24 protein-coding genes are annotated in these 24,315 nt (G+C 63.2%); 12 read left to right on the top strand and 12 right to left on the bottom strand.

From position 1 onward, the window contains the following. Positions 1–87: 87 nt before the first annotated feature. The 7 genes from NY08_RS20100 to NY08_RS20070 all read right to left on the bottom strand — a co-directional run bounded on the left by NY08_RS20100 (position 88) and on the right by NY08_RS20070 (position 7,703). Positions 88–1,227 carry a thiolase C-terminal domain-containing protein gene (locus tag NY08_RS20100; RefSeq protein WP_045198368.1) on the bottom strand — a complete coding sequence of 380 codons (1,140 nt, stop codon included), beginning with the start codon at positions 1,225–1,227 and terminating at the stop codon, positions 88–90. Further along, on the bottom strand, positions 1,224–1,688 hold the full coding sequence (locus NY08_RS20095) for a Zn-ribbon domain-containing OB-fold protein (RefSeq protein WP_200893140.1): 465 nt from the start codon (positions 1,686–1,688) through the stop codon (positions 1,224–1,226). The genes NY08_RS20100 and NY08_RS20095 overlap by 4 nt, the downstream gene beginning before the upstream one ends. A gap of 52 nt (positions 1,689–1,740) precedes the next feature. Next, on the bottom strand, positions 1,741–2,454 hold the full coding sequence (locus tag NY08_RS20090; protein ID WP_442970848.1) for an acyl-CoA thioesterase domain-containing protein: 714 nt from the start codon (positions 2,452–2,454) through the stop codon (positions 1,741–1,743). A 91-nt stretch (positions 2,455–2,545) separates the two neighbouring features. After that, a complete protein-coding gene (locus tag NY08_RS20085) occupies positions 2,546–3,391 on the bottom strand; it encodes a MaoC/PaaZ C-terminal domain-containing protein (RefSeq protein ID WP_045198364.1) in 846 nt (281 codons plus the stop codon). After that, on the bottom strand, positions 3,391–4,320 hold the full coding sequence (locus tag NY08_RS20080) for an SDR family oxidoreductase (RefSeq protein ID WP_045198362.1): 930 nt from the start codon (positions 4,318–4,320) through the stop codon (positions 3,391–3,393). Before NY08_RS20080 ends, NY08_RS20085 begins: the two co-directional genes overlap by 1 nt. Next, positions 4,317–6,479 carry an acetate--CoA ligase family protein gene (locus NY08_RS20075; RefSeq protein ID WP_045198360.1) on the bottom strand — a complete coding sequence of 721 codons (2,163 nt, stop codon included), beginning with the start codon at positions 6,477–6,479 and terminating at the stop codon, positions 4,317–4,319. Before NY08_RS20075 ends, NY08_RS20080 begins: the two co-directional genes overlap by 4 nt. Before the next feature lie 51 nt (positions 6,480–6,530). Next, the gene (locus NY08_RS20070) at positions 6,531–7,703 is read right to left on the bottom strand and encodes an acyl-CoA dehydrogenase family protein (RefSeq protein ID WP_045198358.1); all 1,173 of its coding nucleotides are present in this window, start codon (positions 7,701–7,703) and stop codon (positions 6,531–6,533) included. Between the two features lie 308 nt (positions 7,704–8,011). On the opposite strand from NY08_RS20070, the gene NY08_RS20065 reads away from it, so the two are divergent. From NY08_RS20065 to NY08_RS20040, 6 genes are all read left to right on the top strand, one after another. Continuing rightward, the gene (locus tag NY08_RS20065; RefSeq protein ID WP_052683884.1) at positions 8,012–9,565 is read left to right on the top strand and encodes an ABC transporter substrate-binding protein; all 1,554 of its coding nucleotides are present in this window, start codon (positions 8,012–8,014) and stop codon (positions 9,563–9,565) included. 35 nt (positions 9,566–9,600) lie between these two features. Continuing rightward, on the top strand, positions 9,601–10,545 hold the full coding sequence (locus tag NY08_RS20060) for an ABC transporter permease (protein ID WP_235386978.1): 945 nt from the start codon (positions 9,601–9,603) through the stop codon (positions 10,543–10,545). Continuing rightward, positions 10,542–11,480, top strand: coding sequence for an ABC transporter permease (locus NY08_RS20055; protein ID WP_082073893.1), 939 nt, complete (start codon positions 10,542–10,544; stop codon positions 11,478–11,480). Before NY08_RS20060 ends, NY08_RS20055 begins: the two co-directional genes overlap by 4 nt. Next, the gene (locus NY08_RS20050; RefSeq protein ID WP_045198350.1) at positions 11,477–12,583 is read left to right on the top strand and encodes an ABC transporter ATP-binding protein; all 1,107 of its coding nucleotides are present in this window, start codon (positions 11,477–11,479) and stop codon (positions 12,581–12,583) included. Before NY08_RS20055 ends, NY08_RS20050 begins: the two co-directional genes overlap by 4 nt. Next, entirely contained in the window at positions 12,580–13,608 is a 1,029-nt protein-coding gene (locus NY08_RS20045; protein ID WP_200893139.1) for an ABC transporter ATP-binding protein, read from the top strand. The genes NY08_RS20050 and NY08_RS20045 overlap by 4 nt, the downstream gene beginning before the upstream one ends. 97 nt (positions 13,609–13,705) lie before the next feature. Next, positions 13,706–14,083 (top strand): SHOCT domain-containing protein, encoded by a 378-nt coding sequence (locus NY08_RS20040; RefSeq protein WP_032395289.1) that lies wholly within the window; start codon positions 13,706–13,708, stop codon positions 14,081–14,083. On the opposite strand, the gene NY08_RS20035 is transcribed toward NY08_RS20040, so the two are convergent. Continuing rightward, positions 14,052–14,963 (bottom strand): LysR family transcriptional regulator, encoded by a 912-nt coding sequence (locus NY08_RS20035; RefSeq protein ID WP_045198349.1) that lies wholly within the window; start codon positions 14,961–14,963, stop codon positions 14,052–14,054. The genes NY08_RS20040 and NY08_RS20035 overlap by 32 nt on opposite strands. A gap of 72 nt (positions 14,964–15,035) precedes the next feature. On the opposite strand from NY08_RS20035, the gene NY08_RS20030 reads away from it, so the two are divergent. The 3 genes from NY08_RS20030 to NY08_RS20020 all read left to right on the top strand — a co-directional run bounded on the left by NY08_RS20030 (position 15,036) and on the right by NY08_RS20020 (position 17,976). Further along, positions 15,036–15,932 (top strand): EamA family transporter, encoded by an 897-nt coding sequence (locus NY08_RS20030; protein ID WP_045200837.1) that lies wholly within the window; start codon positions 15,036–15,038, stop codon positions 15,930–15,932. 84 nt (positions 15,933–16,016) lie between these two features. Then, positions 16,017–17,279: a Mur ligase family protein gene (locus tag NY08_RS20025; protein WP_045200835.1), complete on the top strand. Its 1,263-nt coding sequence runs from the start codon at positions 16,017–16,019 to the stop codon at positions 17,277–17,279. After that, on the top strand, positions 17,272–17,976 hold the full coding sequence (locus NY08_RS20020; RefSeq protein WP_045198348.1) for a type 1 glutamine amidotransferase: 705 nt from the start codon (positions 17,272–17,274) through the stop codon (positions 17,974–17,976). The genes NY08_RS20025 and NY08_RS20020 overlap by 8 nt, the downstream gene beginning before the upstream one ends. A 20-nt stretch (positions 17,977–17,996) precedes the next feature. Here NY08_RS20020 and NY08_RS20015 read toward each other — a convergent pair whose 3' ends face one another. From NY08_RS20015 to NY08_RS20005, 3 genes are all read right to left on the bottom strand, one after another. Beyond that, entirely contained in the window at positions 17,997–19,034 is a 1,038-nt protein-coding gene (locus NY08_RS20015; RefSeq protein ID WP_052683883.1) for a hypothetical protein, read from the bottom strand. A 97-nt stretch (positions 19,035–19,131) separates the two neighbouring features. Further along, positions 19,132–19,740, bottom strand: a complete 609-nt coding sequence (gene recR / locus NY08_RS20010; protein WP_045198346.1) for a recombination mediator RecR — start codon at positions 19,738–19,740, stop codon at positions 19,132–19,134. A 9-nt stretch (positions 19,741–19,749) separates the two neighbouring features. Further along, on the bottom strand, positions 19,750–20,088 hold the full coding sequence (locus tag NY08_RS20005; RefSeq protein WP_032395293.1) for a YbaB/EbfC family nucleoid-associated protein: 339 nt from the start codon (positions 20,086–20,088) through the stop codon (positions 19,750–19,752). Positions 20,089–20,198: 110 nt separating this feature from the next. Between NY08_RS20005 and NY08_RS20000 the strand changes: the two genes are divergently transcribed. Then, positions 20,199–20,861: a hypothetical protein gene (locus tag NY08_RS20000; RefSeq protein ID WP_235386976.1), complete on the top strand. Its 663-nt coding sequence runs from the start codon at positions 20,199–20,201 to the stop codon at positions 20,859–20,861. Here NY08_RS20000 and NY08_RS19995 read toward each other — a convergent pair. Next, the gene (locus NY08_RS19995; protein WP_045198335.1) at positions 20,858–21,292 is read right to left on the bottom strand and encodes an SRPBCC family protein; all 435 of its coding nucleotides are present in this window, start codon (positions 21,290–21,292) and stop codon (positions 20,858–20,860) included. The two genes, NY08_RS20000 and NY08_RS19995, sit on opposite strands and share 4 nt — an antisense overlap. Positions 21,293–21,548: 256 nt before the next feature. Between NY08_RS19995 and NY08_RS19990 the strand changes: the two genes are divergently transcribed. Then, a complete protein-coding gene (locus NY08_RS19990; protein WP_045198334.1) occupies positions 21,549–22,994 on the top strand; it encodes an FAD-binding oxidoreductase in 1,446 nt (481 codons plus the stop codon). Further along, entirely contained in the window at positions 22,991–24,307 is a 1,317-nt protein-coding gene (locus NY08_RS19985) for a class I SAM-dependent methyltransferase (RefSeq protein ID WP_045198332.1), read from the top strand. The genes NY08_RS19990 and NY08_RS19985 overlap by 4 nt, the downstream gene beginning before the upstream one ends. Positions 24,308–24,315: the final 8 nt, after the last annotated feature.

Genomic DNA, 24,315 nt, shown 5'->3' with positions numbered 1-24,315 from the left:
CCACCAATCCTCTTCGCCTTCGCCCGCCCGAAGGTAAAGCGTAATTCTAGAATTGGAGCCGGGTCAAGCCGAACCTGCGCGCCGCCGTCAGGCCGCCGCAGCGAGGATCAGGGTGGAGCCTGCCGCGAACATTCCCCCGTTGCCCTGAACCAAGCTCGTCCGAACGCCGGCCACCTGCGCCGGGGCCGTTCCCCGTAGTTGACGGACCGACTCCATGATGGCGAACATGCCGTACATACCGGTGTGCGTATACGACAATCCACCGCCGTTGGTGTTCATCGGCAGCGACCCACCTGGGGATGTGTGGCCCGCCCGAACGAACTCGCCTGCCTCTCCTCTTCCGACGAAACCCAGGTCCTCCAGCCCGTACAGGGGCAAGTGCGCGAACGCATCGTAAATCATCAGATGGTCGATATCGGCAGGCGTCATCTGCGCCGCACGGAAGGCATCGGCAGCCGAATTCTTGAATCCTTTGAACGTGGTGAAATCCTCCATCATCGATATTCCCGAGGCTTCGTAACCCTCACCGGTACCCAGAACACGAACCGCCGCAACGTCCAGATCCTTCGCCCGTTCCTCGGTGGTCAGCACCAGAGCGCCACCACCGTCGGTGACCAAGCAGCATTCGAGGAGGTGGAACGGCCAGGCGATCACCGGAGAATTTTGCACATCGTCCACCGTTATCGGGTCACGAAACTTCGCCCGTGGATTCATCGCGGCCCACTTCCGTTGCGCGACTGCTACATCTGCGAGATGCCGCGCCTGTGTTCCGGTCTCCTTCATGAACCGGAGGAACGGGACGGTGAATCTACTCGGTGGCCCGGTGACGCCGTAGGGAGCCTCGAACTGTCCGACGACCGAGGCCGGATCAGGGGTGTAGCGAGGCGCGCCGACCTGTGATCGACCGGATTCACCGTGCGTGATCAGCACGACGGAGCAGTGCCCGGCCTCCAGTGCCGCCACCGCATGCCGAACATGCGTGAGGAACGACGTTCCTCCCACGCTGGTGGTATCCACCCAGCGTGGTTCGATCCCCAGACTGTGGGCAACCGAGATCGGTCCCGGCATCGATACACCAGCGATACCGTCGACCTCGCTCTTGTCGATTCCGCAGTCGCGTAACGCATTGCGTGCAGCTTCCGTGTGCAGTCTCATGGTCGAGTGGTTCGGCAGGGTTCCGATGTCGTCGGTTTCCGCCGCTCCGACGATGACCACCCCGCCGCTCATGCCGATGCTCCCGCAGGCGCGAAAACGGGCACCCACATATCACCGCGTGGCTCGAACTGCACGGTCAACTCCATATCCAACGGCAGGTTTTCCGGAAGCGGTTCGACGCCGACGACATTGGTCATCATGCGCGGCCCCTCCTCGAGCTGAACGACGGCTACGACGTACGGGCCGTCGTTCTCGAACCCAGGCCCTGGTCGATGTTCGATCACGTAGGAATGCAAGGTCGCGCGGCCCGAGCAGTCGATCCATTCCACGAGGTCCGAACTGCACACCGGGCAGAAGTCTCGCGGATAGAAGTACACGTGGGAGCACGCCTGGCAGCGCTGGACCGACAAACGCCCGTCCGCCGCCGCATCCCAGTACGGTCTCGTTTCGGGGGTGGCCGATGGAGCCATCTTCGCCCGTGGTCGCTTGACCCCCGCGGTCTTACCTCGGATCTCTTCGATCGTTCCGGTCATGATCGGTCGCTCGATTCTGTCGTCGATTTCTCTTGTACTGCAGGAAATGTGCTCAATAGGGAAGGGCGGCGGACGCAGCCGTCCCGATACGGCCGACAGTGTCGTGCAGCGCGCACACCGACACCGACACACCGCCGCTTCGGACGTGGTCGAGGTTCTCGAAGCCGATCCACGGCCCAACCGGGAGACGGCTGCAATAGAGGGTCACGTCTGCGTTGATGTACGCCAATCGGTCCGCCCCCATGTTGGTGAAGGGACTGACCCAATCCGCCGCAGCGGCCAACGTCCCGAACGGGGTGTCCCGGTGGCCCTCGAGCAGCTCGCACGTCTCGCGAAACCAGGAGAAACGACGACCACCGACCGACTGTTCGACGCGTCGGACCTCTCCGAAATGCTTCGGTGCCACCCGAGGCGGTGGGCCGATCGTCTCCGGGGATGGAGCGGCGTAATACTCGGGTACCCAGGCGACGTCAGGACCGGGCGGGCCGGACCGCAGGATCTGCACGCTCGACAGCGCGACCGGCACATCACCCGACCGCACGGTGACTTCGACAACGATCAACCGCTTGCCCTCGCGACGGATCACGGTGTCGATCGTGAACGGCGACATAGGGATCGGTCTGAACAGATCGGTGGTCATCCGCGCGGGATGCAGATCGGCCCCTATGTGCAGTCGTTCGACCTCGCGTGCCATCAATCCCGACACCAGTCGGCCGTGAACGAGATCCTCGGACCACGGACTGCGCGCATGAGCCCGGGGACGAATGCGCCGCCGACGGATTCGAAGAAAGCCTCTCCCGCCGAAAGGGATTCGGATCCTCTCGACACGATTTCGTCGGCCTGTGCCGTTGCGTCGATCATCGGATTTCCACCGTTCCCCGGTCGATCACCGTCGTGCCGTCCTCGAGCGAGGTTCGGAAGCGGATCCCGTCGGTGGTATCCCAGATGGAGACCGTGACGTCCTGACCGGGGTACACGGGGTGGGTGAACCGGCCGGCCATCGATCGAAGTCGCGTGGGATCCGATCCGCACAGTTCGTGCAGCAGCGCCCGTCCGGTGACACCGTAGGTACAGAGTCCATGCAGGATCGGGCGCGCGAAACCCGCTCTGGCGGCGAACTTCGGGTCCGAGTGCAACGGGTTTCTGTCGCCCGACAGTCGATACAGAAGAGCCTGTTCCGGACGGGTGGAATACGTCACCTGCGAGGCGGGGGCGGTATCGGGCATCGGTGCCGGCGATGCCGACGACCCGCGACGACCACTGCCGCCCTCCCCGCTGATGAACACCGAGGAGCGCGATGTCGCCAGGACTGCACCAGTTTTCGCGTCGAGAGCCTGGGCGTCACTGACCACCAGGGCCCCCGACCCCTTGTCCTCGATCGCTGTCACAGTGGACGTCACGTCGACGCATCCCTCCACCGGGAGGGTCCCGAAGAGTTCGAAGGCCTGTTCTGCGTGGACCAGCTTGGCCGGATCGAAGTCACCAAGTGTTCGGCCAGACGGGGCCTGGGTGGCCAACACAGCGAAGGTCGGAAGCACCAATTGCTCGATGTCGGCGGAATTTTCGGTCGTGAATGCCAGTTCGTCCAGTGCCGAGTCCTGACCTGCCCCCACTCCTACGGCGTACAGGAGCGCGTCTTTCGACGTCCAGGCCTTACGCCTCGGTGAGCTCGGTGTGCCGATGACCCCGTGATCGAGTGCCATCAGGGCACCTGCTCGGGCACGCGCCCGTTCATCGCGGCATTTTCCGCCGCCTCCGACACGAGGCGAGGAATCACCTCACCGAGCTCACCCGGTGCCCACTTGGCACCTTTGTCCATCTCCGGACCGGACTTCCAGCCCTCCGCAACACTTATCCAACCTCCCCGCACGTTGAACACCCGCCCGGTGATGCTTCGCGACTCCTCACTCCCCAGCCAGACCACCAAGGGGGAGATGTTCTCCGGCGCCGCCGCATCGAACTCTCCTGGCTCAGGCAGGGAACGTGAGAGGTTACCGTTCAGATTTTCGGTCATTCGGGTCAGCGCGGCCGGCGCGACGGCGTTGACCGTCACGCCGTACCGAGCCAACTCCATCGATGCGATGATGGACAGGCTGGCGATTCCCGCCTTGGCGGCACCGTAGTTACCCTGCCCGATATTGCCGTAGATCCCCGACGACGACGTCGTGTTGATTACCCGTGCGTCCACTACGGATCCGGACTTGTGTTGTGTCTTCCAATGATTCGAGGCGTGACGCAGGGTCAGAAAGGTGCCCCGTAGGTGCACTCTGATGACATCGTCCCATTCTGCGACGGTCATGTTCGTGATCATGCGATCGCGCAGGATCCCGGCATTGTTCACCAGCACGTGCAGGTCCCCGTAGTGCTCGATGGTGCTCTCGATCAGACGTCGTGCGCCGTCGTCGTCGGAGACATCGGACCCGTCCACCCGAGCCTGCCCGCCGGCAGCACGAATCGTTTCCACGACCTCACCTGCCGGCCCCTCGGCGCTTCCTGATCCATCGACCTCCGCACCGATGTCGTTCACCACGACCGACGCACCTTCCCTCGCGAACTCGATTGCGTGAGCTCGGCCGATTCCGCGGCCGGCACCGGTCACCACGACCACGCGGCCGTCGCAAATTCCCGTCATGACACTGCCTCCGTCTCGCTACCTGTCTCCGACCATGTGATCAGCGCATCGAGCGCCTCGCACTCGCCTCCGCGCACCATCAGTGGATTGATCTCCAACGCCTGCAGTCGATCTCCCAGTCGATAGGCGAAGTCGCCGATCTCGGCCACGCACGTCGCGAGCGCGTCGATATCCACCGGTTCGGAACCTCGGGTTCCTCGCAGAAGAGCGATTCCGCGCAGGCTTTCTATCGCATCTCGAACGTCTGCCACGCCCACCGGTAGCACCCGAATCGCCGCGTCCGCCAACACCTCGACCCACACACCGCCCAGACCGACGGCCAGGGTCAGGCCCCACACCGGATCGCGGACCACGCCGACGAGCATCTCCAGGCCGTTCGACGGCCGCTGCGGCTGTATCAGCGCGGCAGTCCCGGTGGCACCTGCATCGGCGAGCGTGGCGAGCACCGAGTTGTAGGCCTCTGCCACATCGTCCGCCGATCGTAGATCGAGGCGAACGCCGCCGATGTCGCTCTTGTGGCCGAGTCCGTCGGCAACCGCCTTGAGGACCACCGGATACCCGTACGCAGCTGCGCGCTCCTGAGCCTCCTCCACGGACCCGACAAGACTCGATGGAATCACCGGTATTCCGTTGCGAGAGAGCAATTCCGAGGACCGATACTCGGTCCAGATCCCAGTCGGCTCGGTGTCGAAGTCCACCGGCACCACAACAGGATCGAGCTCTTCCGGCGTCGCAGACGCGGCGGCGCGAAGTGCAGACCACCGAACTGCGTTGCCCAGCGCGGTCAAGCCGTGTTCGATCCCGCCGACTACATGCGGGAATTCGGTTGCGTCGGCGACCGAGCGACCGTACTCGGTCACGTCGGTCAGCACAGTGCTCAGTACCACGGTCGGCACCGCGGTCTCGCGAATGTTGCGAGCGGACTCGCCGTAGGCGGTCATCGTCAGCGATGGATCAGCCGCCGGCACCCGAGGCAGTTCCGAGAGCAGAACTGCGAAGTCCACGTTGGGATCCTGAGCCACCACGGCGAGCGAGCGCCGCATCAACGTGCGATCGATGACAACGTATCCGGTCACGTCGAGTGGGTTCTGCACCGTTGCGAAGGCGGGCACGATCTCACCGAGCCTGGTGGTGGTCTCCTCCGAGAACCCCGGCAGCACTAGCCCTTCGTCTTCCGCACGATCGGCGATGATCTCGGAGGCTCCACCGGACGGCGTCACCACTCCGATTCGTGGCCCCGGTAGTCCACCACCGAGGCTCGCCATGAGACCGGCGGTGGTGATCAGATCTTCGAGTGAACGAACTCGGATGACCCCCATCTGCTCGAAGGCCGCGTCGATAACGGCATTGTCACCCACCAACGCCCCTGTGTGAGCAAGGGCGGCACGGGCACCTAGAACGCTGCGGCCGATTTTCAACGCGACGATCGGCTTGCCGGCGCGCAAGGCGCGCAGAGCAATTCGACGGAATTCGACCGGGTCACGGACGGACTCCAAGAACAATGCAATGACCGAGGTGTTGGGATCGTCGACCAGGTAGTTCATCACGTCGGTGACCGACATCAGGGATTCGTTGCCCATGGCCGTCAGGAAACTGACCCCGACGTTCCGCGACTGGGCGAACTGCAGAACCGAACTCGCCAGCGCACCACTCTGCAGTACGAAGCCGACCGTTCCTTCGATCAGCGGACGACCTATCGGCAGACCGTACGGTGTGATGTTCTCGGCGGCATTGATGAAACCGTTCCCGTTCGGCCCGAGTACGGTCAAACCGCTCGATCGAGCGAAATCTATGATCTCGTCTTCCATCTGTTGCCCTACGGCACCGGTCTCGCCGAAACCCGCCGTGAGGATGACCGCGGCCCGTACACCGTGTTCCACTGCCACGCGCAGGGTCTGCAGCACCACGGTGGTGGGAACCATGACAAAGATCAGGTCCACCACCTCGGGCAGGCCTGCGATCGAGTCGAATGTTCTCTCTCCGTGCACGATCGGGCTGGTGGGGTTGACGAGATAGACGCTTCCCCCGAATCCACTGTCCTTGATGTTCTGGTAGGTGTTGAGCGACCACGGTGATTTGTCCGTGGCTCCGATCAGCGCGATGGACCGGGGTTCGAACAGTGCGCGTAGGTCCATGCCCTGAACTGTCGCTTTGGTCATGAAGAATCCTGTCTTCGTGTGACTACGAGTTGTGAGCCAGCATGTCTGTGGTCAGTGTCCGAAGCCGTCGGAATTGACATATCCCTTGATCAGATTTCGAGCGATCGTCCGACGCTGGATCTCGTCGGTCCCCTCGAAGATCCGTAGCAGGCGCAACTCGCGATACCAGCGCTCGATCGGCAGTTCCTTCGTGTAGCCCATTCCGCCGTGGATCTGCAGTACCCGGTCGACGACGTTGTTGGCCATGATGCTGCCGTGCAACTTCGCCACCGATGAGACGTGGCGCGCGTCGACACCCTGCGAGACCGCCCAGGCCGCCCGTAACGTCAGCAGCTTGGTCGACTCGATCTCCACGTGGGAATCCGCGATCTGCCACTGAATTGCTTGATATTCGGCGATGGGATGGCCCATGGAAACGCGATTCTTGGAATGTTCGATCGCCATGTCCAGCAGCCGCTCGGCCGAGCCGATCGCACGTGCCGGAATCATGTATCGCCCCTGACCGATCCAACTCATGGCCAGATCGAAACCCTTTCCGACCTCACCGAGAACATTGCTCTCGGGTACCCGAACGTCCACGAAGGACAGCGCAGCAGGACCCCATTGACCCATGGTGGGGATGGGAGTCGATGTCCACCCCATGTCGCGGTCGACGATGAAGCACGTGACGCCGCCGTTGGCCCCCTTCTCCTTGTCTGTCACCGCGAAGACCATGACGAAATCGGCTTCGTTACCGCCGGTGATGAAAATTTTCTCGCCGTTGATGACCCAGTCCGATCCGTTCTTGACCGCGCGCGTCTTGATGCTGCGAGCATCGGAGCCGGCACCGGGCTCGGTGATGGCGAAGCAGGATCGGCGTTCACCGGCGATCGTCGGAATCAGGTATCTCTGCTTCTGCTCCTCGTTGGCACCGTAGAGAATGTTGTCGGCCGAGCCACCGAAGGAGAACGGAACGAAAGTGCGGCCGGCTTCAGCAGCGATGATTGCACTCATGACGGGGCCGAGATTTGCACCGCCGTATTCCTCCGGGGTGTTGATTCCCCAGAATCCCGACTTCTTCGCTTTCTCCCGCAATGCTTTGATCTCACCGTCGGGCAACCCGGGTCGACCCTCGCGTTCGTTCCTGAGGACCTCGTTCTCCAGGGGAAAAACTTCCTTCTCGAGGAATGCACGCACCGACTTGCGCATCAATTCTTCTTCTTCGTTCAGGGCGAAATCGACCATGTCCTGACTTCCTTTCGATCGGCGGCGAGGATGCATGCGGCGCATCCAGAATACGATTCTAGAACTGAAATCTAGCAAATCGTGACCGACATGTACCGCCGTTGTCAAGACCCCCATGTCCGGTTCATACCAATTCGGCCGAACCCTTGACAGTCCCGATGTTTTAGAACATCCTTCTAGAAATCGCCTATCACACAGGCACCGACCACCGGTGAAGTCTCGACGGCCAACCGTCCCAGTCGATCTGGGAACGCCGCCTCTTCACCGCCCGACCGGGACGTGGTCCGTTGCATCGAATTGGAGGGTCAATGTCGGCCAGGCCGCTGTTCACCGTCGCAGTCTCGATTCTCACCGTCTGCCTGTTCGGTACCGGTTGCGCGGGAATCGACCAACGCACGTTCGACCCGAACGCGTTGGATCGCGAGGCCGAAGTCGTCTACGGACAGATCGTGGTGCCCAGCAGCCTGGACCCGCATCGCGGAGTCACCGAAAACGACCTACCACTGCTCGCGGTCATCTACGATCGAATCACCGACGTCGACACTGACGGCAACCCGGTTCCGATGCTCGCCGAGAGCTGGTCGCTCGACGAGCCCGGCAAGACCTTTACGCTCGTAATGCGCTCGGATGCAACATTTTCCGACGGAACGCCTGTCGACGCACCGGCTGTGAAGGCCAACTTCGATCGGATCCTGACCGACCCGCAATCGACGATCAAGGGACAGATCGCCACGACGATCGGTTCGGTGGACGTCCTGGATTCACGCACCGTTCGCCTCAATCTGGTCGGACCGGGTGGAGCGCTCCCCACGCTGCTCGCTTCTCGTCCGGGAATGCTCGTGTCGCCGGCCGCACTGGCCAACCCGGACCTCGATCAAAACCCCGTCGGTGCCGGAGCATTCACGATGACCCGCTCCATCCCGGGAACCGCGTACTACTTCGAACGCCGCCAGGATTATTGGGATGACGACGCGTACCGATTCAGCAATCTGACCTTTCTGATCCAGCTGGATACCGCTACTCGTATGAACTCGCTGCAGGCAGGCGAGTCCACGATGACCGGTGTCGTGGGCCCGCAGAAGGAAGAGGCCGCGGCCGGCGGACTTCAAGTGTTCACCGCCTCCGGCGCAAGCACCAGCATGGCTCGAATCTCCCTGAACTCCGAACGCAGTGAATTCGCCAAGAAAGAAGTGCGTCAGGCGATGAATCTCGCGATCGATCGTGAGGCGATATCGAGGGTGCTGTATTCGGGCGATTGCATCCCCGGGGCTCAGCCGTATCCGGAAGGATACTTTGCGCACAGTGACGAATTGGACGATTCCGGTTGGTCCTCCTACGACCCCGATCGCGCCCGGGAGCTGCTCAGCGAGGCAGGACTGCCGAACGGGTTCACTTTCACCGCAGCCGTCCCCAGCCTCTCGATCTACCAGAACAATGCGCAGGTCGTTCAACAGAATCTTGCCGACGTCGGCATCGACATGCGGATCGAAGTGATGGATGCGACGCAGGCGAGGGCCAGATTCGTCACCGGCGACGCAGATGCACTGGTCGGGCAGTACGGGGGTGGAACCGACCCCGGCCTCTACGTCCAGTCCGCATACATGCCTGGGGGTGGCGACAACCCAGGCAACCTCTCGACTCCCGAAATGGCCGAGCTGTTCGCCGAAACGGCCCGCTCCACCGACGTCGAGCAACGCTCGGCAGCGTATGCGGAGCTGCTCGCCGAGGCATTCGACATGGGGCCCGCCCAGATCGTTCTCTGCCACTCCGTCACGTCGGTCGCGACGCAGGGAAATCTCGCCAACTACGAGTTCTACAAGACCGGTGGAACCGGCCTTCGCACCCTCGACATCAGCAAGTAGCTGTCCGCCGCGCACGAAGAGAAGGTGATCGAATCGTGTTGATCTTCATGGTCAAACGAATTCTTGCAGCCATTCCTGTCCTGTTCATCGTCACGATACTGAGCTTTTCGATGATTCATCTGATTCCCGGTGATGCGGCGGTGGTCGCGGCCGGGGATGCAGCCACCGCCGAGCAGATCGCAGCCACCAGGAGCCAACTCGGCCTCGACGAGAACATCGTGGTGCAGTACTTCGGCTGGATGGGTAACCTGCTGACCGGCGACCTGGGCACCTCGTTGCTGAGCAGCCACCGCAACATCGATGCGATTCTCGAGGCACTTCCGGTCACGTTGTCGCTGGCATTCGTCGCACTGACCTGGTCACTCGTCGTCGGTGTCCTTGCAGGTGTGTTCGCCGGGCTACGCAGAGGTACCTGGATCGACCGGACACTGACCGGCCTGACGACCCTCGGCATCTCGATGCCGAGCTTCTGGCTCGGCCTGTTGTTCGTGACCTTCTTCTCGCTGCAACTGAGACTGTTCCCCGCCACCGGATACTCCCCGCTCAGCGACGGATTCTTCGCCTGGTTCGCACATCTCGCGCTGCCCGCCTTCGCGCTGGGAACGGTCACCGCCGCCGAGATTGCCCGCCAGGCTCGCGCCGGCGTGATCGACGTCCTCGAGCGGGACTACATCCGGACGGCAACGGCCAAGGGACTCCCGCGGTGGAAGGTTGTCGTCAAACACACCGCCAAGAACGCAGCGATACCGGTCGTCACCGTCTTCGGGCTGCAGGCCGCCGCACTCGTCGGCGGTGCGGTGATCATCGAGCAGGTCTTCGGAATGCCGGGATTGGGTTCGGTGGCGCTCAAGGCGATTCTGGAACGAGACTTCCCCGTCATCCAAGCGTTCGTCGTGGTCATCACGTTGTTCGTGCTGCTGATCAATCTGGCCGTGGACATCTCTTACGCGTACTTCAACCCGAAAGTCAGGCAGGCATGACCATCAGTCGTTCGATACCGCGCGTTGCACCGAGTGTCCGCAGAGCTGTGGGCGCACCGATCGGCGCAGTGCATTCCGATCCCGCACCGCCGTCTCCCGGACGGGTGTTCGTCCGTCGAATCCTCAAGTCCCGCACCAACGTGGCCTGCCTGATCTTTCTCGGACTGCTTGCTGTGGTGGCCGTGGCTGCACCGTGGATCGCACCCTACGATCCTGCTTACCAGAAGTTGGCCTCGGCGTTTCTTCCACTGTTCTCGGATAACCACCTGCTCGGAACCGATCAGCTCGGACGAGACACGCTCAGTCGACTCATCTACGCGACCCAGATATCACTGGTTGCACCACTGATCGCGGTCGGATTCGCTGCTGTCACCGGCTTGCCGCTCGGCCTGCTGGCCGGGTACCTCGGGGGCAAATTCGACTGGATCGCCGGACGAGTGGCCGACGCCCTCATCGCACTGCCTGCTCTGGTTCTCGCGCTCGCGATAATCGCGATCTTCGGACCCGGGTTGACCAACGCCATGCTCGCGGTGGGGGCGGCCACCGCTCCTCGACTGTTTCGCGTCGTCCGTGGTGCTGCGATGAACGTTCGGGAAGAGACCTACATCGAGGCGAGCAAGGTGGTCGGGTGTTCAACGTCGCGAACGGTTCTGGTCCACGTACTGCCCAATGTCAGGTCTCCCCTCTTGGTGCAGCTGACCCTGATGTTGTCCTTAGCACTGCTCGCCGAGGCAGGCCTGAGCTTCCTCGGCCTCGGTGTACAACCACCGACCGCCAGCTGGGGCTCGATGCTGCGCGGCGCATTCGACAACAGATTCCAGAGTCCATGGATGGTGGTACCACCCGGGCTTGCCATCATGCTCACGATTTTGTCGCTGAACATGCTCGGTGACGGCATTCGCGATGCCGTCGGGCAGGAACGGAGAAAAGCATGACCGCGCTCGACATCAAGGACGAACGGCTCGAGACCGACAGTCTGCTCTCGATACAGGATCTTCAGGTCGAGTTTCGCACCGAGAAGGGCTGGACACCCGTTGTTCTCGGAGGACAGCTCGATCTCGGGCAGGGCGGTACACGGGCTCTGGTCGGTGAATCGGGTTCGGGCAAAACCGTGACTGCTCTGTCGATTCTGCGCTTGTTGCCGGCGCACAACAGTCGAACTACGCACGGTCGCATCGATTTCTGCGGTGCGGACCTACTACAGAAATCCGAGCGACAGATGCGCGCGATCCGCGGCCGCGAGATCGCGATGATCTTTCAAGAACCGATGACGAGTCTGAATCCGGTCTTCACCGTCGGCGAGCAAATCGCGGAGACCGTGCGGATCCACTTCGGAAAGTCGCGAAAGCAGGCGTGGAACCGTGCCGTAGAAGTGCTGGACCTCGTCGGAATACCCGCTGCAGCCAGACGGGCGAAGGACTACCCACACAGCTTCAGCGGGGGAATGCGGCAGCGAGCGATGATCGCGATGTCGATCGCGTGCGATCCGAAACTTCTCATCGCAGACGAACCCACCACTGCCCTCGACGTCACTGTCCAGGCCGGCATTCTCCAGCTGCTACGCAGACTCCAGGAAGACATGGGCACCGCCGTCCTGCTCGTGACGCACGACCTGGGCGTGGTGGCCGACTTCTGCGATGAGGTCACTGTGATGTATGCGGGTGAACCCGTCGAACTCGCCCACGCCGAGGAACTTTTCACTCGACCACTGCATCCCTACACTGCCGCCCTACTCGAGTCACTGCCCCAACGTATCGAACCCGGGAACGACCTCATTGCGATTCCTGGAATGGTGCCCAGGCCCGACAACATGCCACCCGGATGCCGGTTCAGTCCACGATGCACCTATTCGGTACCCGGACTGTGCGATTCGGATCATCCGCCGCTCGTTGCGATGGGCGACGAGCGAAGCACCCGGTGCATCCGCGTCGCCGACGGCACCGTGACGACACTGGTACCCGAGATTCCCACCCCACAGGCCGACACGTCAGCGGAGAGAACGACCATGGTCGACTCCGAAAGGAAGGGTCAACTGTGACCACCATCGAAAAGCCCGTGATGTTGGACGTCGTGGGGCTGTCGAAGTCGTTCGTACGCTCGCGTGACCTTCTCGGTCGTCCACGCGAGACAGTTCAGGCAGTTCGAGACATCAGTCTTGCTGTGAGACAGGGCGAAACGTTGGGGATTGTCGGCGAGTCGGGGTCCGGCAAATCCACACTGGGCAGGTCCATCCTGCGGCTGGAGAAGCCCGAGAGCGGCAAGATCGTCTACGGCGGCGACGACCTCCTGACACTCGGACGTAGAGCCATGCGCAGGAAACGCCGAGACCTCCAGATGATCTTTCAGGATCCGTTCGCCTCCCTCGATCCCAGCAAGACCGTAGGAACCTCGATTGCCGAGCCGCTTCGGATATACGATCACGCCGATCGGTCCACGTGCGAGGCGAAGGTTGCCGACCTGTTGGCGAAGGTCGGCCTGCGCAACGATTTCGCCGCTCGCTACCCCGCCGAAATGTCCGGTGGGCAACGCCAGAGGGTGGCGATCGCCCGAGCCCTGGCCCTGGATCCCAAGATGATCATCGCGGACGAGGCGGTCTCGGCCCTCGATGTGTCGACGCAGTCCGAGGTGATCAATCTTCTGGTGCACCTAACCGATGAATTCGATCTGACGTGCATCTTCATCTCGCACAACCTCAGCGTTGTTCGGCACATCAGCGATCGAATTGCCGTGATGTACCTGGGCCGAATCGTCGAAATAGGCTCCGCAGCAAAGGTGTACGGGCGTCCCTCGCACCCCTACACCAAAGCACTACTGTCGGCCATCCCGGTTCCCGACCCAGCTGTTCAACGCGCACGCCCCAGGACGATCCTCGAGGGCGACTCCCCCGATCCGGCCCACCCACCTACCGGGTGCGCCTTCGTCTCGAGATGTCCGTACGCGGTGGACCTGTGCCGACAGGTGGAACCGATGCTCGAGCAGCATGCAGACGGTTCGATGTCCGCATGCCACCTGGTCGATTCCATAAAACCGCAACCCACTCCGGGGGCTACGAATGGCTACTGATCGGTCGAGCCACCGCCGCGAAACGACAGCGCGCTTCGAGGCCGCGTGAGAGAATAAACCTGCCGTCGGGGCACACAATGAAAATGGAAGTTTCGCCATGGACTCTTTCTGGGATTTTCTTTGGCTTCTCATCGTCGGATTCGCGTTCGTCGCGTATCTGATGGTCATGTTCTCGATCATCGGAGACCTTTTCCGTGACCACAAGACATCCGGGGTCGTCAAGGCCCTGTGGGTGTTCTTTCTGATCGTTGCGCCGTTCCTGACCGCGCTGGTCTATCTCATCGTGAACGGCAGCAACATGGCCAAGCGGCAAGTTGCTGCCCTGCAGCACGCGAAGGACCAGCAGGAGGAGTACATCAAGGAAGTGGCCGGGAGGTCGGCGTCGGAAGAGATTGCCCACGCAAAGGTGTTGCTGGACAACGGAACCATCGACCAAGACGAGTTCAGGACGCTGAAGGCCAAAGCCCTGTCATGAACGTCGCTTCGGCCCTGAACGCGTCGAGCACTGCCGCGATCGCCGGCAGCCGATGGGCGTCGGGTCGCGTCGCGAGCTCGTAGATGCGACCCGCCCGCACACCGGACAGTTCTCGGCGTACCAGTCCCGGATGGACGACGGCATAGCGCGGCATCAACGCGACGCCGTGCCCGGCCGCCACCAACGTCTCGGTGACGCGGAAGTCGTTCACTCGCTGCATCACTCGCGGTTCGACGCCGGTGGCGGCGGCCACCGAGAGCAGTACGTCGTCGACCGGGAATCCGCCGCGAACACTGATCCATCGTTCGTCGACCAGATCCCGAAGGTCTATCGATTCATGTTGTGCCAGAACATGACCGGGCGGCAACACCAGATCGATGGGCTCACGCATCAGGGTCGTGACCTCGATGCGCGGGCCCGCGGTCGTCGGCGCTCGGTCGTCGCGGTGCGTGAGCACCACGTCGTAATCCGCCAGCAGTTCCGGCACCGAGGACGCGGGCAGGTCCTCGTCTCGGGCGTCGATGTCGACGTCCGAGTTCGCCAACCGCGTCAGCAACCCGGGCAGCAGCAGCGCGGCACCGGACGGGAACAGCGCAACTCGGACGCGTCCCCGCGGGGACGCCCGGTATCGATCCATCTCGGCCGCGGCGCGGGCGAGGGCGGCGAACACATCATCTGTCCTGAGCACCAACGCGCGCCCGGCGTCGGTGAGCCGAAGTCGACGCCCGTCGGGTTCGAGGAGCGTCACCCCCGCCTCCTTGACCAACAGCTTGAGCTGCTGGGACACCGCCGACGGCGTCATGGACAGCGCCTGGGCGACGGCAGCGACGGTCCCCCGGTCTGCCAGTTCTCGGAGGATCCGGAGCCGCTCCACGTTCATGTAGTGAATCTTAACTATTACTGCGGATATATTCGATTGTGCTGATCATTTGCCGCCGTCACGATGGACGGCATGAGCACCCGCGACCGCCTCCTCGGACTGACCGTCGTCGTACTGTGGGGACTGAACTTTCTCGCCATTCGCGTCGGACTCGATCACTTCCCGCCGTTCTTCTTCGCCGCGCTGCGGTTCCTGGTCATCGCCGTCCCCGTTGTACTGTTCGTTCCCCGCCCCAAGGTGCCTCTGAAGTGGTTGCTGCTCTACGGGTTCGGGTTCGGGTTTCTCCAGTTCGCCTTCCTGTTCGCGGCGATGGCGGCCGGTATGCCCACCGGATTGGCGTCGCTCGTGCTGCAGTCGTCCGCGCCGTTCACGGTCGTTCTCGGCGCAATCCTGCTCCGCGAACACGTAACCCGCAGGCAAGCGATCGGTATCGGAATCGCCGTGCTCGGCATGGTGCTGATCGGGTGGGATCGCGCTCAGAACGCCACCTTGCTCCCGGTGATCCTCACCCTGCTCGCCGGACTCGGTTGGGCGTTCGGCAACCTGGGGAATCGGCTCGCGAAGTCCGAATCGCCGATGACGCTGATGCTGTGGATGACCGTCGTGCCGCCGGTGCCGATGCTGGCGCTGTCGGCGATGGTCGAGGGTCCGAGCACCGGCTGGCAGGCGTTGGCGGCTTCGTTCGGCCCGCAGGGTTGGCCGGGCCTGGTTGCGTTGGCCTACATCGTGATCCCCGCCACGATCGTCGGCAGCGGCCTGTGGAGCATTCTGATGAGCCGCAACCCTGCTGGACTGGTCGCGCCGTTCTCGCTGCTCGTTCCCGTCGTCGGCATCGCCGGTGCCTGGATCTTCCTGGGCGAGAACCCATCGGTGCTCGCGCTGATCGGTGGCGTGGTCGTCATCGGGGGATGTCTCTGGGGTATGGCCGTCCGGCGGCCTGTCGAGGTACTGGAGAAAGTACCGGTGTGAGGGGCAGGAGTGGAGCCCGCGGAACGACCCGGGGGAGCCACCGCCGACGTGAAACTGCACGCTCTTCTGTGCCAGACTCGGCGGATGGTTGAAGTGGGTGAGCGCAGACGTATCAGCGCGCGTGGCCGCGTGGCACTGCGTGCGGCGGAGCTGGCGACCTGGGCGTCCCGCAAGGCAGGCCGGGGCAAGGGATCGATGATCGGCGGATTGATCGCACTCAAGATCGACCCGGACATCCTCGGCGGACTGGGCCGAGGTCGACGCACCGTCATCGTCACCGGAACCAACGGCAAGTCCACCACCACCCGAATGACGGCTGCGGCGCTGGCCACCCTCGGTGACGTCGCCACCCAAGCCGACGGCGCGAACATGGACGCCGGCATCGTCGCCGCACTGCACGCCAATTTCGATGCCGAGCTGGCCGCTCTCGAGGTCGACGAACTGCATGTCCCCCATGTGTCCGACGCCGTCGATCCCGCGGCCATCGTGTTGCTCAACCTCAGTCGCGATCAGCTCGACCGCGTGGGCGAGATCAACATGATCGAACGCAAGCTGCGCGCAGGCCTGGCCCGGCACCCCGAGACCGTCGTCATCGCCAACTGCGATGACGTCCTCGTCACCTCCGCCGCCTTCGACGCACCGAACGTCGTCTGGGTCGCGGCCGGTGGTGGATGGGCAGGCGACTCGGTCAGCTGCCCGCGCACCGGCGAACCCATCGTGTGGGACGGCGAGCATTGGTACAGCACCGGTAGTGACTTCAAGCGTCCGACGCCGGATTGGTGGCTCGACGACGAGAATCTCTACGGACCCGATGGACTCGTCCTACCTATGAAGCTGTCTCTGCCCGGAAAAGCCAACCGCGGCAACGCAGCTCAGGCCGTCGCCGCCGCAGTGACCCTGGGCGCGAGCGCGGAAGATGCGGTCGCGGCCGCGTCGAGCGTCGACGAGGTGGCCGGGCGCTACTCCACCGTCCAGTACGGATCGCATTCCGTCCGAATGCTTCTCGCGAAGAACCCCGCCGGCTGGCAGGAAGCACTGTCTATGATCGATCCCACCTGCGACGGTCTCGTCATCGCCGTCAACGGTCAGGTACCCGACGGCGAAGACCTGTCGTGGCTGTGGGACGTCCGCTTCGAGCACTTCGAGAACGTCGCCGTCGTGGCCGCCGGTGAGCGCGCGACCGACCTCGGGGTGCGTCTGCTGTACGCCGGCTCGCAGCACACCACCATCGCAGATCCGTTGCGGGCCATCGCGTCCTGCCCACCGGGACGCGTCGAAGTGCTGGCCAACTACACCGCGTTCCGCGATCTCGGGCGAGCGCTGGCACGTGAGGTGAAAGATGTCTGAGTCCACCGTTCGCATCGGCCTCGTCCTGCCCGACGTGATGGGCACCTACGGCGACAACGGCAACGCGCTCATTCTGCGACAGCGACTACGGATGCGAGACATCGACGCCGAGGTCGTACAGATCACGTTGAACGACCCGGTTCCCGATTCACTCGACGTGTACACCCTTGGCGGAGCCGAGGATTCGGCCCAACGCCTCGCGACCCGTCACCTCACCCGTTACCCGGGACTGCAGAACGCGGCTGCCCGCGGGGTGCCGGTGCTCGCCATCTGCGCCGCGATCCAAGTCCTCGGTCACTGGTACGAAACCTCCGCCGGCGAACGCGTGGACGGTATCTCCCTGTTCGACGTGACCACAGCACCGCAGGCAACTCGGTCCATCGGTGAGGTCGTCACCGAGCCTGCACTCGACGGCCTCACTCAGAAGCTCACCGGCTTCGAGAACCATCGCGGCGGAACGACTCTCGGCCTGGATGCATCCCCCTTGGCCAAGGTCACCCACGGTGTGGGCAACGGTGTCGGCGACGGACGCGAAGGCGTCGTGCAAGGGTCCGTGATCGGTACCTACATGCACGGACCGGTACTGGCCCGAAACCCGGAGTTGGCGGACTATCTGCTGGAGCGCGCATTGGGTACGACTCTCGCTCCACTCGAGCTGCCCGAGGTGGCTCGCTTGCGCGAGGAGCGGCTCCGGTAGTGCCTGCGGCAGTGGTGCGGTCAAGTGCCTTGGGTGGCACTCAACCGCACCACTGCGCAGCACTTCTCGCACGGGTACGACGCATCCGTCCAGCCCTCCCGCACCAAAACGTCACGGACCTCGCGGTATACCCCACACGGGTCGGTGGACACCTCCTGCCACCCATAGACCAGCCGAGGGCGATCGCTGAGCTCGGCAGCGTTGTCTCGCAGCCGGTCTCGAAATCTGACATTCCTTGCGGAGTGGAATTGCTGACCGTCGAGGCGAACGATAAGACCACCTTCCGAATATTCGACATCCTCGAACAGCACCCGATCACCAACGTGATGGGGTGCTTGACGGGCCCCGGAAGGCAGCCCGTGTGCCTGCTCGACATCGGTTGCGTACCGAAACTCTAGAACGGACTGGACGCCACCCGCCAGAAGTGTCAGGGCGTCGAGCAGGATCTTCTTGTACCGCCTTGGCCGCCGCTGTTCGATTTTTCGACGCATCGCCGAGACCGAGACTCGCCCGTTCGTCATTGCCGAGACGAAAGCAGCTGCCCCCTCGTGCGCCGTCGGAGCGGACACAGCCAAGTCCAAGACTGTGTCTTCTTTGCTCGTCCGACGCGGATCGGTGTCGACACCGATGTGTTCGATGGCCAACGAACGATGCACCACAACACCTGGATGGATACGTGCGTTGCTCAGCGATGTCGGCCGAATCAGCACGTGACGCATCGTCGGCGGTTGACTGATGGCAGAGCACGCGCGCGGCACAGTCAGATGGATTGGCCCGGCGGACTCTCGCAGCATCCCCCACTGGTGCGCGGCGGTGTTGTGACTCAGTATCGCGCGGCCGCCTCCGTAGAGCAGTGCGGCCTGCAACTCCATCTCCCGGTTGAGTGGACCATTCGTCACACAGATGACGTTCCGAAACACTCGCAGCCATTGGCCGGTCTCGACGCGGTGGCGGATGGCCTTCGGAGTGAACCCCCATGCGCTGAGCTGAACTGAGGTCACCAGCCCGTGCTGAGCATCGAGAACAGACTGCGGTATCCGGACACCGTCGTTTTCCATGGCGGGATGATGCATCAAGGGTCCGACAGGTGCGCTGCGCGCAGTGGTGCGAGTAGGTGCCACCCAGGGCACTTAACCGCACCACTGCCGCAGGCACTCACATACGCCGACGTCCGGTCAGCGCCCGTCCCAGCGTCAGTTCATCGGCAAATTCAAGGTCTCCGCCCATGGGCAGGCCGGAGGCGAGGCGGGTAATCGCCAGGCCGGGGAAATCACGCATCATGCGCACCAGGTACGTGGCCGTTGCTTCGCCCTCGGTGTTGGGGTCGGTGGCGATGATGACCTCGGTGACGTCGACACCGTCGTCCTGAGTTCCCACGCGAGTCAACAACTCTCGGATACGCAGCTGATCCGGTCCCACACCGTTCAGTGGATCGAGCGCCCCACCGAGCACGTGGTAGCGGCCCTTGAACTCTCGCGTACGTTCCACGGCCTGAACATCTTTGGGCTCTTCGACGACGCAGATCATGGATCGGTCACGCCGCGAGTCCGAGCAGATTCGGCACAGTTCCTTGTCCGAGACCGTGCCGCACACGACGCAGAACTGCACACCGTCACGAATGCGTTGCAGCGCGCGCATCAACCGGTCCACCTCGGGAGGTTCGACGCCGAGGAGGTGAAAGGCTATGCGCTGAGCGCTTTTCGGACCGACCCCGGGGAACTTGCCGAGTTCGTCGATCAGATCCTGAACCGGACCTTCGTACACTCTTCTCGCCTAGAAGCCGGGTAGTCCGAGTGAGCCGCCGCCGAGACCACCGGCGAGAGGGCCGAGCTTCTCGCTCGCTACGTTCTGAGCTGCCTTCGACGCATCGGCGATCGCACCGATCACCAGATCCTGCAGAGTCTCGACGTCGTCGGGATCGACGACCTTCGGATCGATGGTCAGGCCGACCACCTCCCCGGTTCCCTTGACGGTGGCAACGACGAGTCCGCCGCCCGCCTGGCCGGTCACTTCGGTTTCCGCGATCTCGGCCTGCGCCGCCATCAACTGCTGCTGCATCTGCTGGGCCTGCTGCAGGATCGATGCCATGTCGGGCTGTTCACCGGGTTGCACTGTGCCGTCCTCTCGCGTGGGTCGAACCCCAGCGTAGTCGCACGGCAGTTCACGGGTGCCGCGCCACACAGCTGAGGATGCTTCACAACTGAGACGCCTACCATATTCGAATGCGTGCAGCGACGAGCCCCGAGGGAAGCCGTTCCCCTCGCGTGCGACGCGTGACACCGGCGAGCATGGCCGAGGCCGGTATTGCGCTGACTCTGCCCAAGGTGTCGGTGAAGTCGGTGGCCGAGAGCCTGGGCGTCTCGATCGTCGCGATCTACAACAACATCGACGATCTCTGCGCCCTCAAGGCCCTCGTGGCGGAGGAGATTCTGCGCCGCTGGTCCCCGCCACTCCCCGCCGACGACGAATCGATGCACGACGCGTTGCTTGCACTCGCATCCGCGATGCGCGAGTTGGTTCACTCCAACCCCGGGATCGCGGAGTATCTGATCGGCCTGACTCCCAGCTCGATCGATGCTCTTCGTATGGCCGACGCCGTCCAGACGCGCTACCGACTGCGCTACGCCCTCACTCCGAAGCAGGCGACCTGGGCCGTCATCACCGTCGTCGAGCACGCTCTGGCCTTGGCGGAGATGGTCTACAACGATGCCCGACGCGATCGTGAGTACGACGACGCGATCGCGGCGCGCACCGACCTCGACACCCTGCCCGGGGCCTACGACACGGTCGACCGTGGGCCCGACGGGATGTTCCTGTGGTCGATGCGCACCGTCGTGGTCGGGACTCTGGCGCTCATCCAGGCTCCCGACTTCGAGCGGGTCTAGATCAACTCGCGACGCAGGTTCTCCAGCGTCGCGGCCTGGATCTTCTTCAGTCCGAGAGGTGCGAAGGTCTTCTCGAAGAATCCGCCGATTCCGCCTGCACCCTTCCATTCGGTCGTCGCGGTGACCGTGGTGCCTGCGCCTTCCGGGGCGACCGACCAGGTGGTGACCATGGAGGAATTGGCGTCGCGTTCGGTGATGGTCGACCCGGCGACGGTGACGGTCGCGGCCACGTTGCGCACTCGCTTCTCGGTGGCCTGCAAGGTCCACGTGGCCACGGTTCCGTCTCCTTGCCCGCCCTGGACCACCTCGTAGTCGCGGTACTGCTCGGGCAGGATGCGTGGGCGCACCGTCTCGTAGTCGGCGAGCGCGGCGAGCACCCGATCCGGTGTGGCAGCGATGGTGGCGGAACTGGATGCACTGACCTGAGCCACGAAGACGTACTCCTTCTCTAGCGGACGGGATGTGTATCCATCCTGCCTCTCTCCGGGACCACGTTCGACATCGCGCCGACTCATGTGTGATGCGCTTCACAGAACAATTCTGGAGGCGCAAACCACATGCATGACGCAACCATTTGTCCGATTTACTCCGATTCCTCACCCGGATTCGGCAACAGTTGCGTGAAGTTTCACCGGTCGGACGCCGATGCCGGTGGATACCGTGCGGTACGAGATATAGCGTCTGAATGTGGCTTCAGTGAATGCTCTCCTCGGACGACGGCCAGAACCGAGGGAGAGCGGTTACGCAGCGCACCGGTCGGGTGTCGAGCAGCTGCTTCGCAGCTACCGCGCAATTCCGACCGATGCGACGGTGCGTCTGGCGAAGAAGACGTCCAACCTGTTCCGGGCCAGGACGACCACCACCACCCCGGGGCTCGACGTGTCGGGCCTGAGCAAGGTCATCTCCGTCGATCCCGACTCGCGCACAGCCGATGTCGCCGGCATGTGCACGTACGAGGACCTGGTCGACGCGACGCTTCCCTACGGTCTCGCGCCACTCGTCGTCCCGCAGCTCAAGACGATCACCCTCGGTGGAGCCGTCACCGGACTCGGTATCGAGTCGACGTCGTTTCGTAGTGGACTTCCCCACGAATCGGTGCTCGAGATCGACGTACTCACCGGCAGCGGCGAGATCGTCACCGCAACACCGGAGGGCGAACACTCGGATCTCTACTGGGGCTTTCCCAACTCGTACGGCACCTTGGGCTACTCCACTCGACTGCGGATTCAGCTCGAACCCGTGCTGCCGTATGTCGCGTTGCGCCACCTGAGATTTCACGATCTCGACACCCTCCAGTCCACGATGGACACCATCGTCGAACAACGTGAGTACGACGGCATCGAGGTTCAGTACCTCGACGGTGTGGTGTTCAGCGCCGACGAAAGCTACCTCACCCTCGGCGTTCAGACCGACGAACCGGGGCCGGTCAGCGACTACACCGGTGCCGACATCTTCTATCGCTCGATCCAGCACGCGTCGGACACACCGAAGACCGACCGCCTCACCGTTCACGACTACCTGTGGCGCTGGGACACCGATTGGTTCTGGTGCTCCCGAGCCTTCGGAACACAGAACCCGAGAATTAGACGCTTCTGGCCACGCAAGTACCGGCGCAGTAGTTTCTACTGGAAGCTCATCGGCTTCGATCGCAAGTACGACATTGCCGATCGACTCGAGAAGCGCAAGGGAAATCCGCCACGCGAACGCGTCGTGCAGGACGTCGAGGTTCCGATCGAACACACCGCCGGCTTCGTGGCGTGGTTCCTCGACAACATCCCGATCGAGCCGTTGTGGTTGTGCCCGTTGCGTCTTCGCGAGCCTGCCGCGCCAGGTGCGAATCCGGCCCGGCCGTGGCCGCTGTATCCACTCGAGCCCAAACGCACGTACGTCAACATCGGCTTCTGGTCGTCGGTCCCGATCGTTGCAGGCGAACCCGAGGGTGCCGCGAACCGCGCCATCGAGAAGAAGGTGACCGATTTCGACGGGCATAAATCGCTGTACTCGGATGCTTACTACACCCAGGATGAATTCGCCGTGCTGTACGGCGGCGAGAGATACACACAGCTCAAGAAGAAATACGATCCCGAATCCCGATTGTTGGATTTGTACTCGAAGGCGGTGCAACGCAGATGACGACGTTCAAGGACTCCGGCAATCGCACGGTGAGCGGTGCCCAGAAGCTCAAGATCTCCGAGATTCTGGAACTGATCTCCGACGGCAACATCCCACTGCGTTTCACCGCATACGACGGCAGCACCGCAGGACCCGAGGACGCGAGAATCGGCCTCAACCTCAAGAGCCCTCGCGGAACCACTTATCTCGCAACCGCTCCCGGCGATCTCGGCATGGCGCGCGCGTACGTCTCGGGTGATCTGGAAGCAACGGGCGTTCATCCGGGCGATCCCTACGAGTTGCTGGCACTGATGGGAGACGAACTGCACTTCCGTCGCCCCTCGGCGATGACACTGACGTCGATCGCCCGTTCGCTCGGCTGGGATGTGTTGCGGCCCATCGCTCCCCCGCCTCAGGAGGCGATTCCGCGGTGGCGTCGCATCGCGGAAGGTCTGCGCCACTCCAAGACTCGGGATGCAGAAGCGATCCACCACCACTACGACGTGTCCAATGCCTTCTACGAGATGGTGCTCGGCCCCTCGATGACCTACACCTGTGCGGCGTTCGAGAGCGCAGATCAATCGTTGGAAGCGGCGCAGGAGAACAAGTACCGTCTGGTGTTCGACAAGCTCGGACTGAAGCCGGGTGATCGTCTGCTCGACATCGGCTGCGGTTGGGGCTCGATGGTGCGCTACGCCGCGCGCAGGGGCGTCAAGGTCATCGGCGTGACGCTCTCTCAGGAGCAGGCGTCGTGGGCACAGAAGGCCATCGCCGACGAGGGCCTCTCCGACCTCGCCGAGGTGCGCTTCTCCGACTATCGCGACGTGCCCGAAACGAATTTCGATGCCGTCTCGTCCATCGGACTGACCGAGCACATCGGCGTGCACAACTACCCGTCGTACTTCGCGTTCATCCAGTCCAAGCTGCGGGACGGAGGCCGACTGCTCAATCACTCGATCACCCGGCCGGACAATCGCGCGCATGCCAAGGCAGGCAGTTTCATCGACCGCTACGTCTTCCCCGACGGCGAGCTCACCGGCTCGGGCCGCATCATCACCGAGATCCAGGACGTCGGGCTCGAGGTCCGGCACGAGGAGAACCTGCGCGAGCACTACGCGCTGACCCTCGCCGGATGGTGCCGGAACCTCGTCGAGAACTGGGATGCGTGCGTCGCCGAGGCCGGTGAGGGAACAGCCCGCGTCTGGGGCCTGTACATGGCCGGCTCCCGGTTGGGATTCGAGCGCAATGTGGTTCAGCTGCACCAGGTTCTGGCGGTCAAACTCGGGCCGAAGGGTCAGGCGAACGTTCCCCTGCGGCCGTGGTGGAACGGCTGAGCCTTGTG

This window comes from Rhodococcus sp. B7740 (assembly GCF_000954115.1).
GTDB lineage: Bacteria > Actinomycetota > Actinomycetes > Mycobacteriales > Mycobacteriaceae > Rhodococcoides.
The sequence above is the reverse complement of the archived record's forward strand: the minus strand, read 5'-3'. Positions and strand labels throughout refer to the sequence as shown.

Coding starts and splice junctions, on each gene's coding strand:
- NY08_RS20100 (WP_045198368.1), bottom strand. CDS start 1,227: ATGAGCGGCGGGGTGGTCATCGTCGGAGCGGCGGAAACCGACGACATC.
- NY08_RS20035 (WP_045198349.1), bottom strand. CDS start 14,963: ATGAACGTGGAGCGGCTCCGGATCCTCCGAGAACTGGCAGACCGGGGG.
- NY08_RS20025 (WP_045200835.1), top strand. CDS start 16,017: ATGGTTGAAGTGGGTGAGCGCAGACGTATCAGCGCGCGTGGCCGCGTG.
- NY08_RS19985 (WP_045198332.1), top strand. CDS start 22,991: ATGACGACGTTCAAGGACTCCGGCAATCGCACGGTGAGCGGTGCCCAG.
- NY08_RS20080 (WP_045198362.1), bottom strand. CDS start 4,320: ATGACGGGAATTTGCGACGGCCGCGTGGTCGTGGTGACCGGTGCCGGC.
- NY08_RS20055 (WP_082073893.1), top strand. CDS start 10,542: ATGACCATCAGTCGTTCGATACCGCGCGTTGCACCGAGTGTCCGCAGA.
- NY08_RS20015 (WP_052683883.1), bottom strand. CDS start 19,034: ATGGAAAACGACGGTGTCCGGATACCGCAGTCTGTTCTCGATGCTCAG.
- NY08_RS20075 (WP_045198360.1), bottom strand. CDS start 6,479: ATGACCAAAGCGACAGTTCAGGGCATGGACCTACGCGCACTGTTCGAA.
- NY08_RS20050 (WP_045198350.1), top strand. CDS start 11,477: ATGACCGCGCTCGACATCAAGGACGAACGGCTCGAGACCGACAGTCTG.
- NY08_RS20070 (WP_045198358.1), bottom strand. CDS start 7,703: ATGGTCGATTTCGCCCTGAACGAAGAAGAAGAATTGATGCGCAAGTCG.
- NY08_RS20085 (WP_045198364.1), bottom strand. CDS start 3,391: ATGGCACTCGATCACGGGGTCATCGGCACACCGAGCTCACCGAGGCGT.
- NY08_RS20065 (WP_052683884.1), top strand. CDS start 8,012: ATGTCGGCCAGGCCGCTGTTCACCGTCGCAGTCTCGATTCTCACCGTC.
- NY08_RS20030 (WP_045200837.1), top strand. CDS start 15,036: ATGAGCACCCGCGACCGCCTCCTCGGACTGACCGTCGTCGTACTGTGG.
- NY08_RS20000 (WP_235386976.1), top strand. CDS start 20,199: ATGCGTGCAGCGACGAGCCCCGAGGGAAGCCGTTCCCCTCGCGTGCGA.
- NY08_RS20095 (WP_200893140.1), bottom strand. CDS start 1,688: ATGACCGGAACGATCGAAGAGATCCGAGGTAAGACCGCGGGGGTCAAG.
- NY08_RS20020 (WP_045198348.1), top strand. CDS start 17,272: ATGTCTGAGTCCACCGTTCGCATCGGCCTCGTCCTGCCCGACGTGATG.
- NY08_RS20040 (WP_032395289.1), top strand. CDS start 13,706: ATGGACTCTTTCTGGGATTTTCTTTGGCTTCTCATCGTCGGATTCGCG.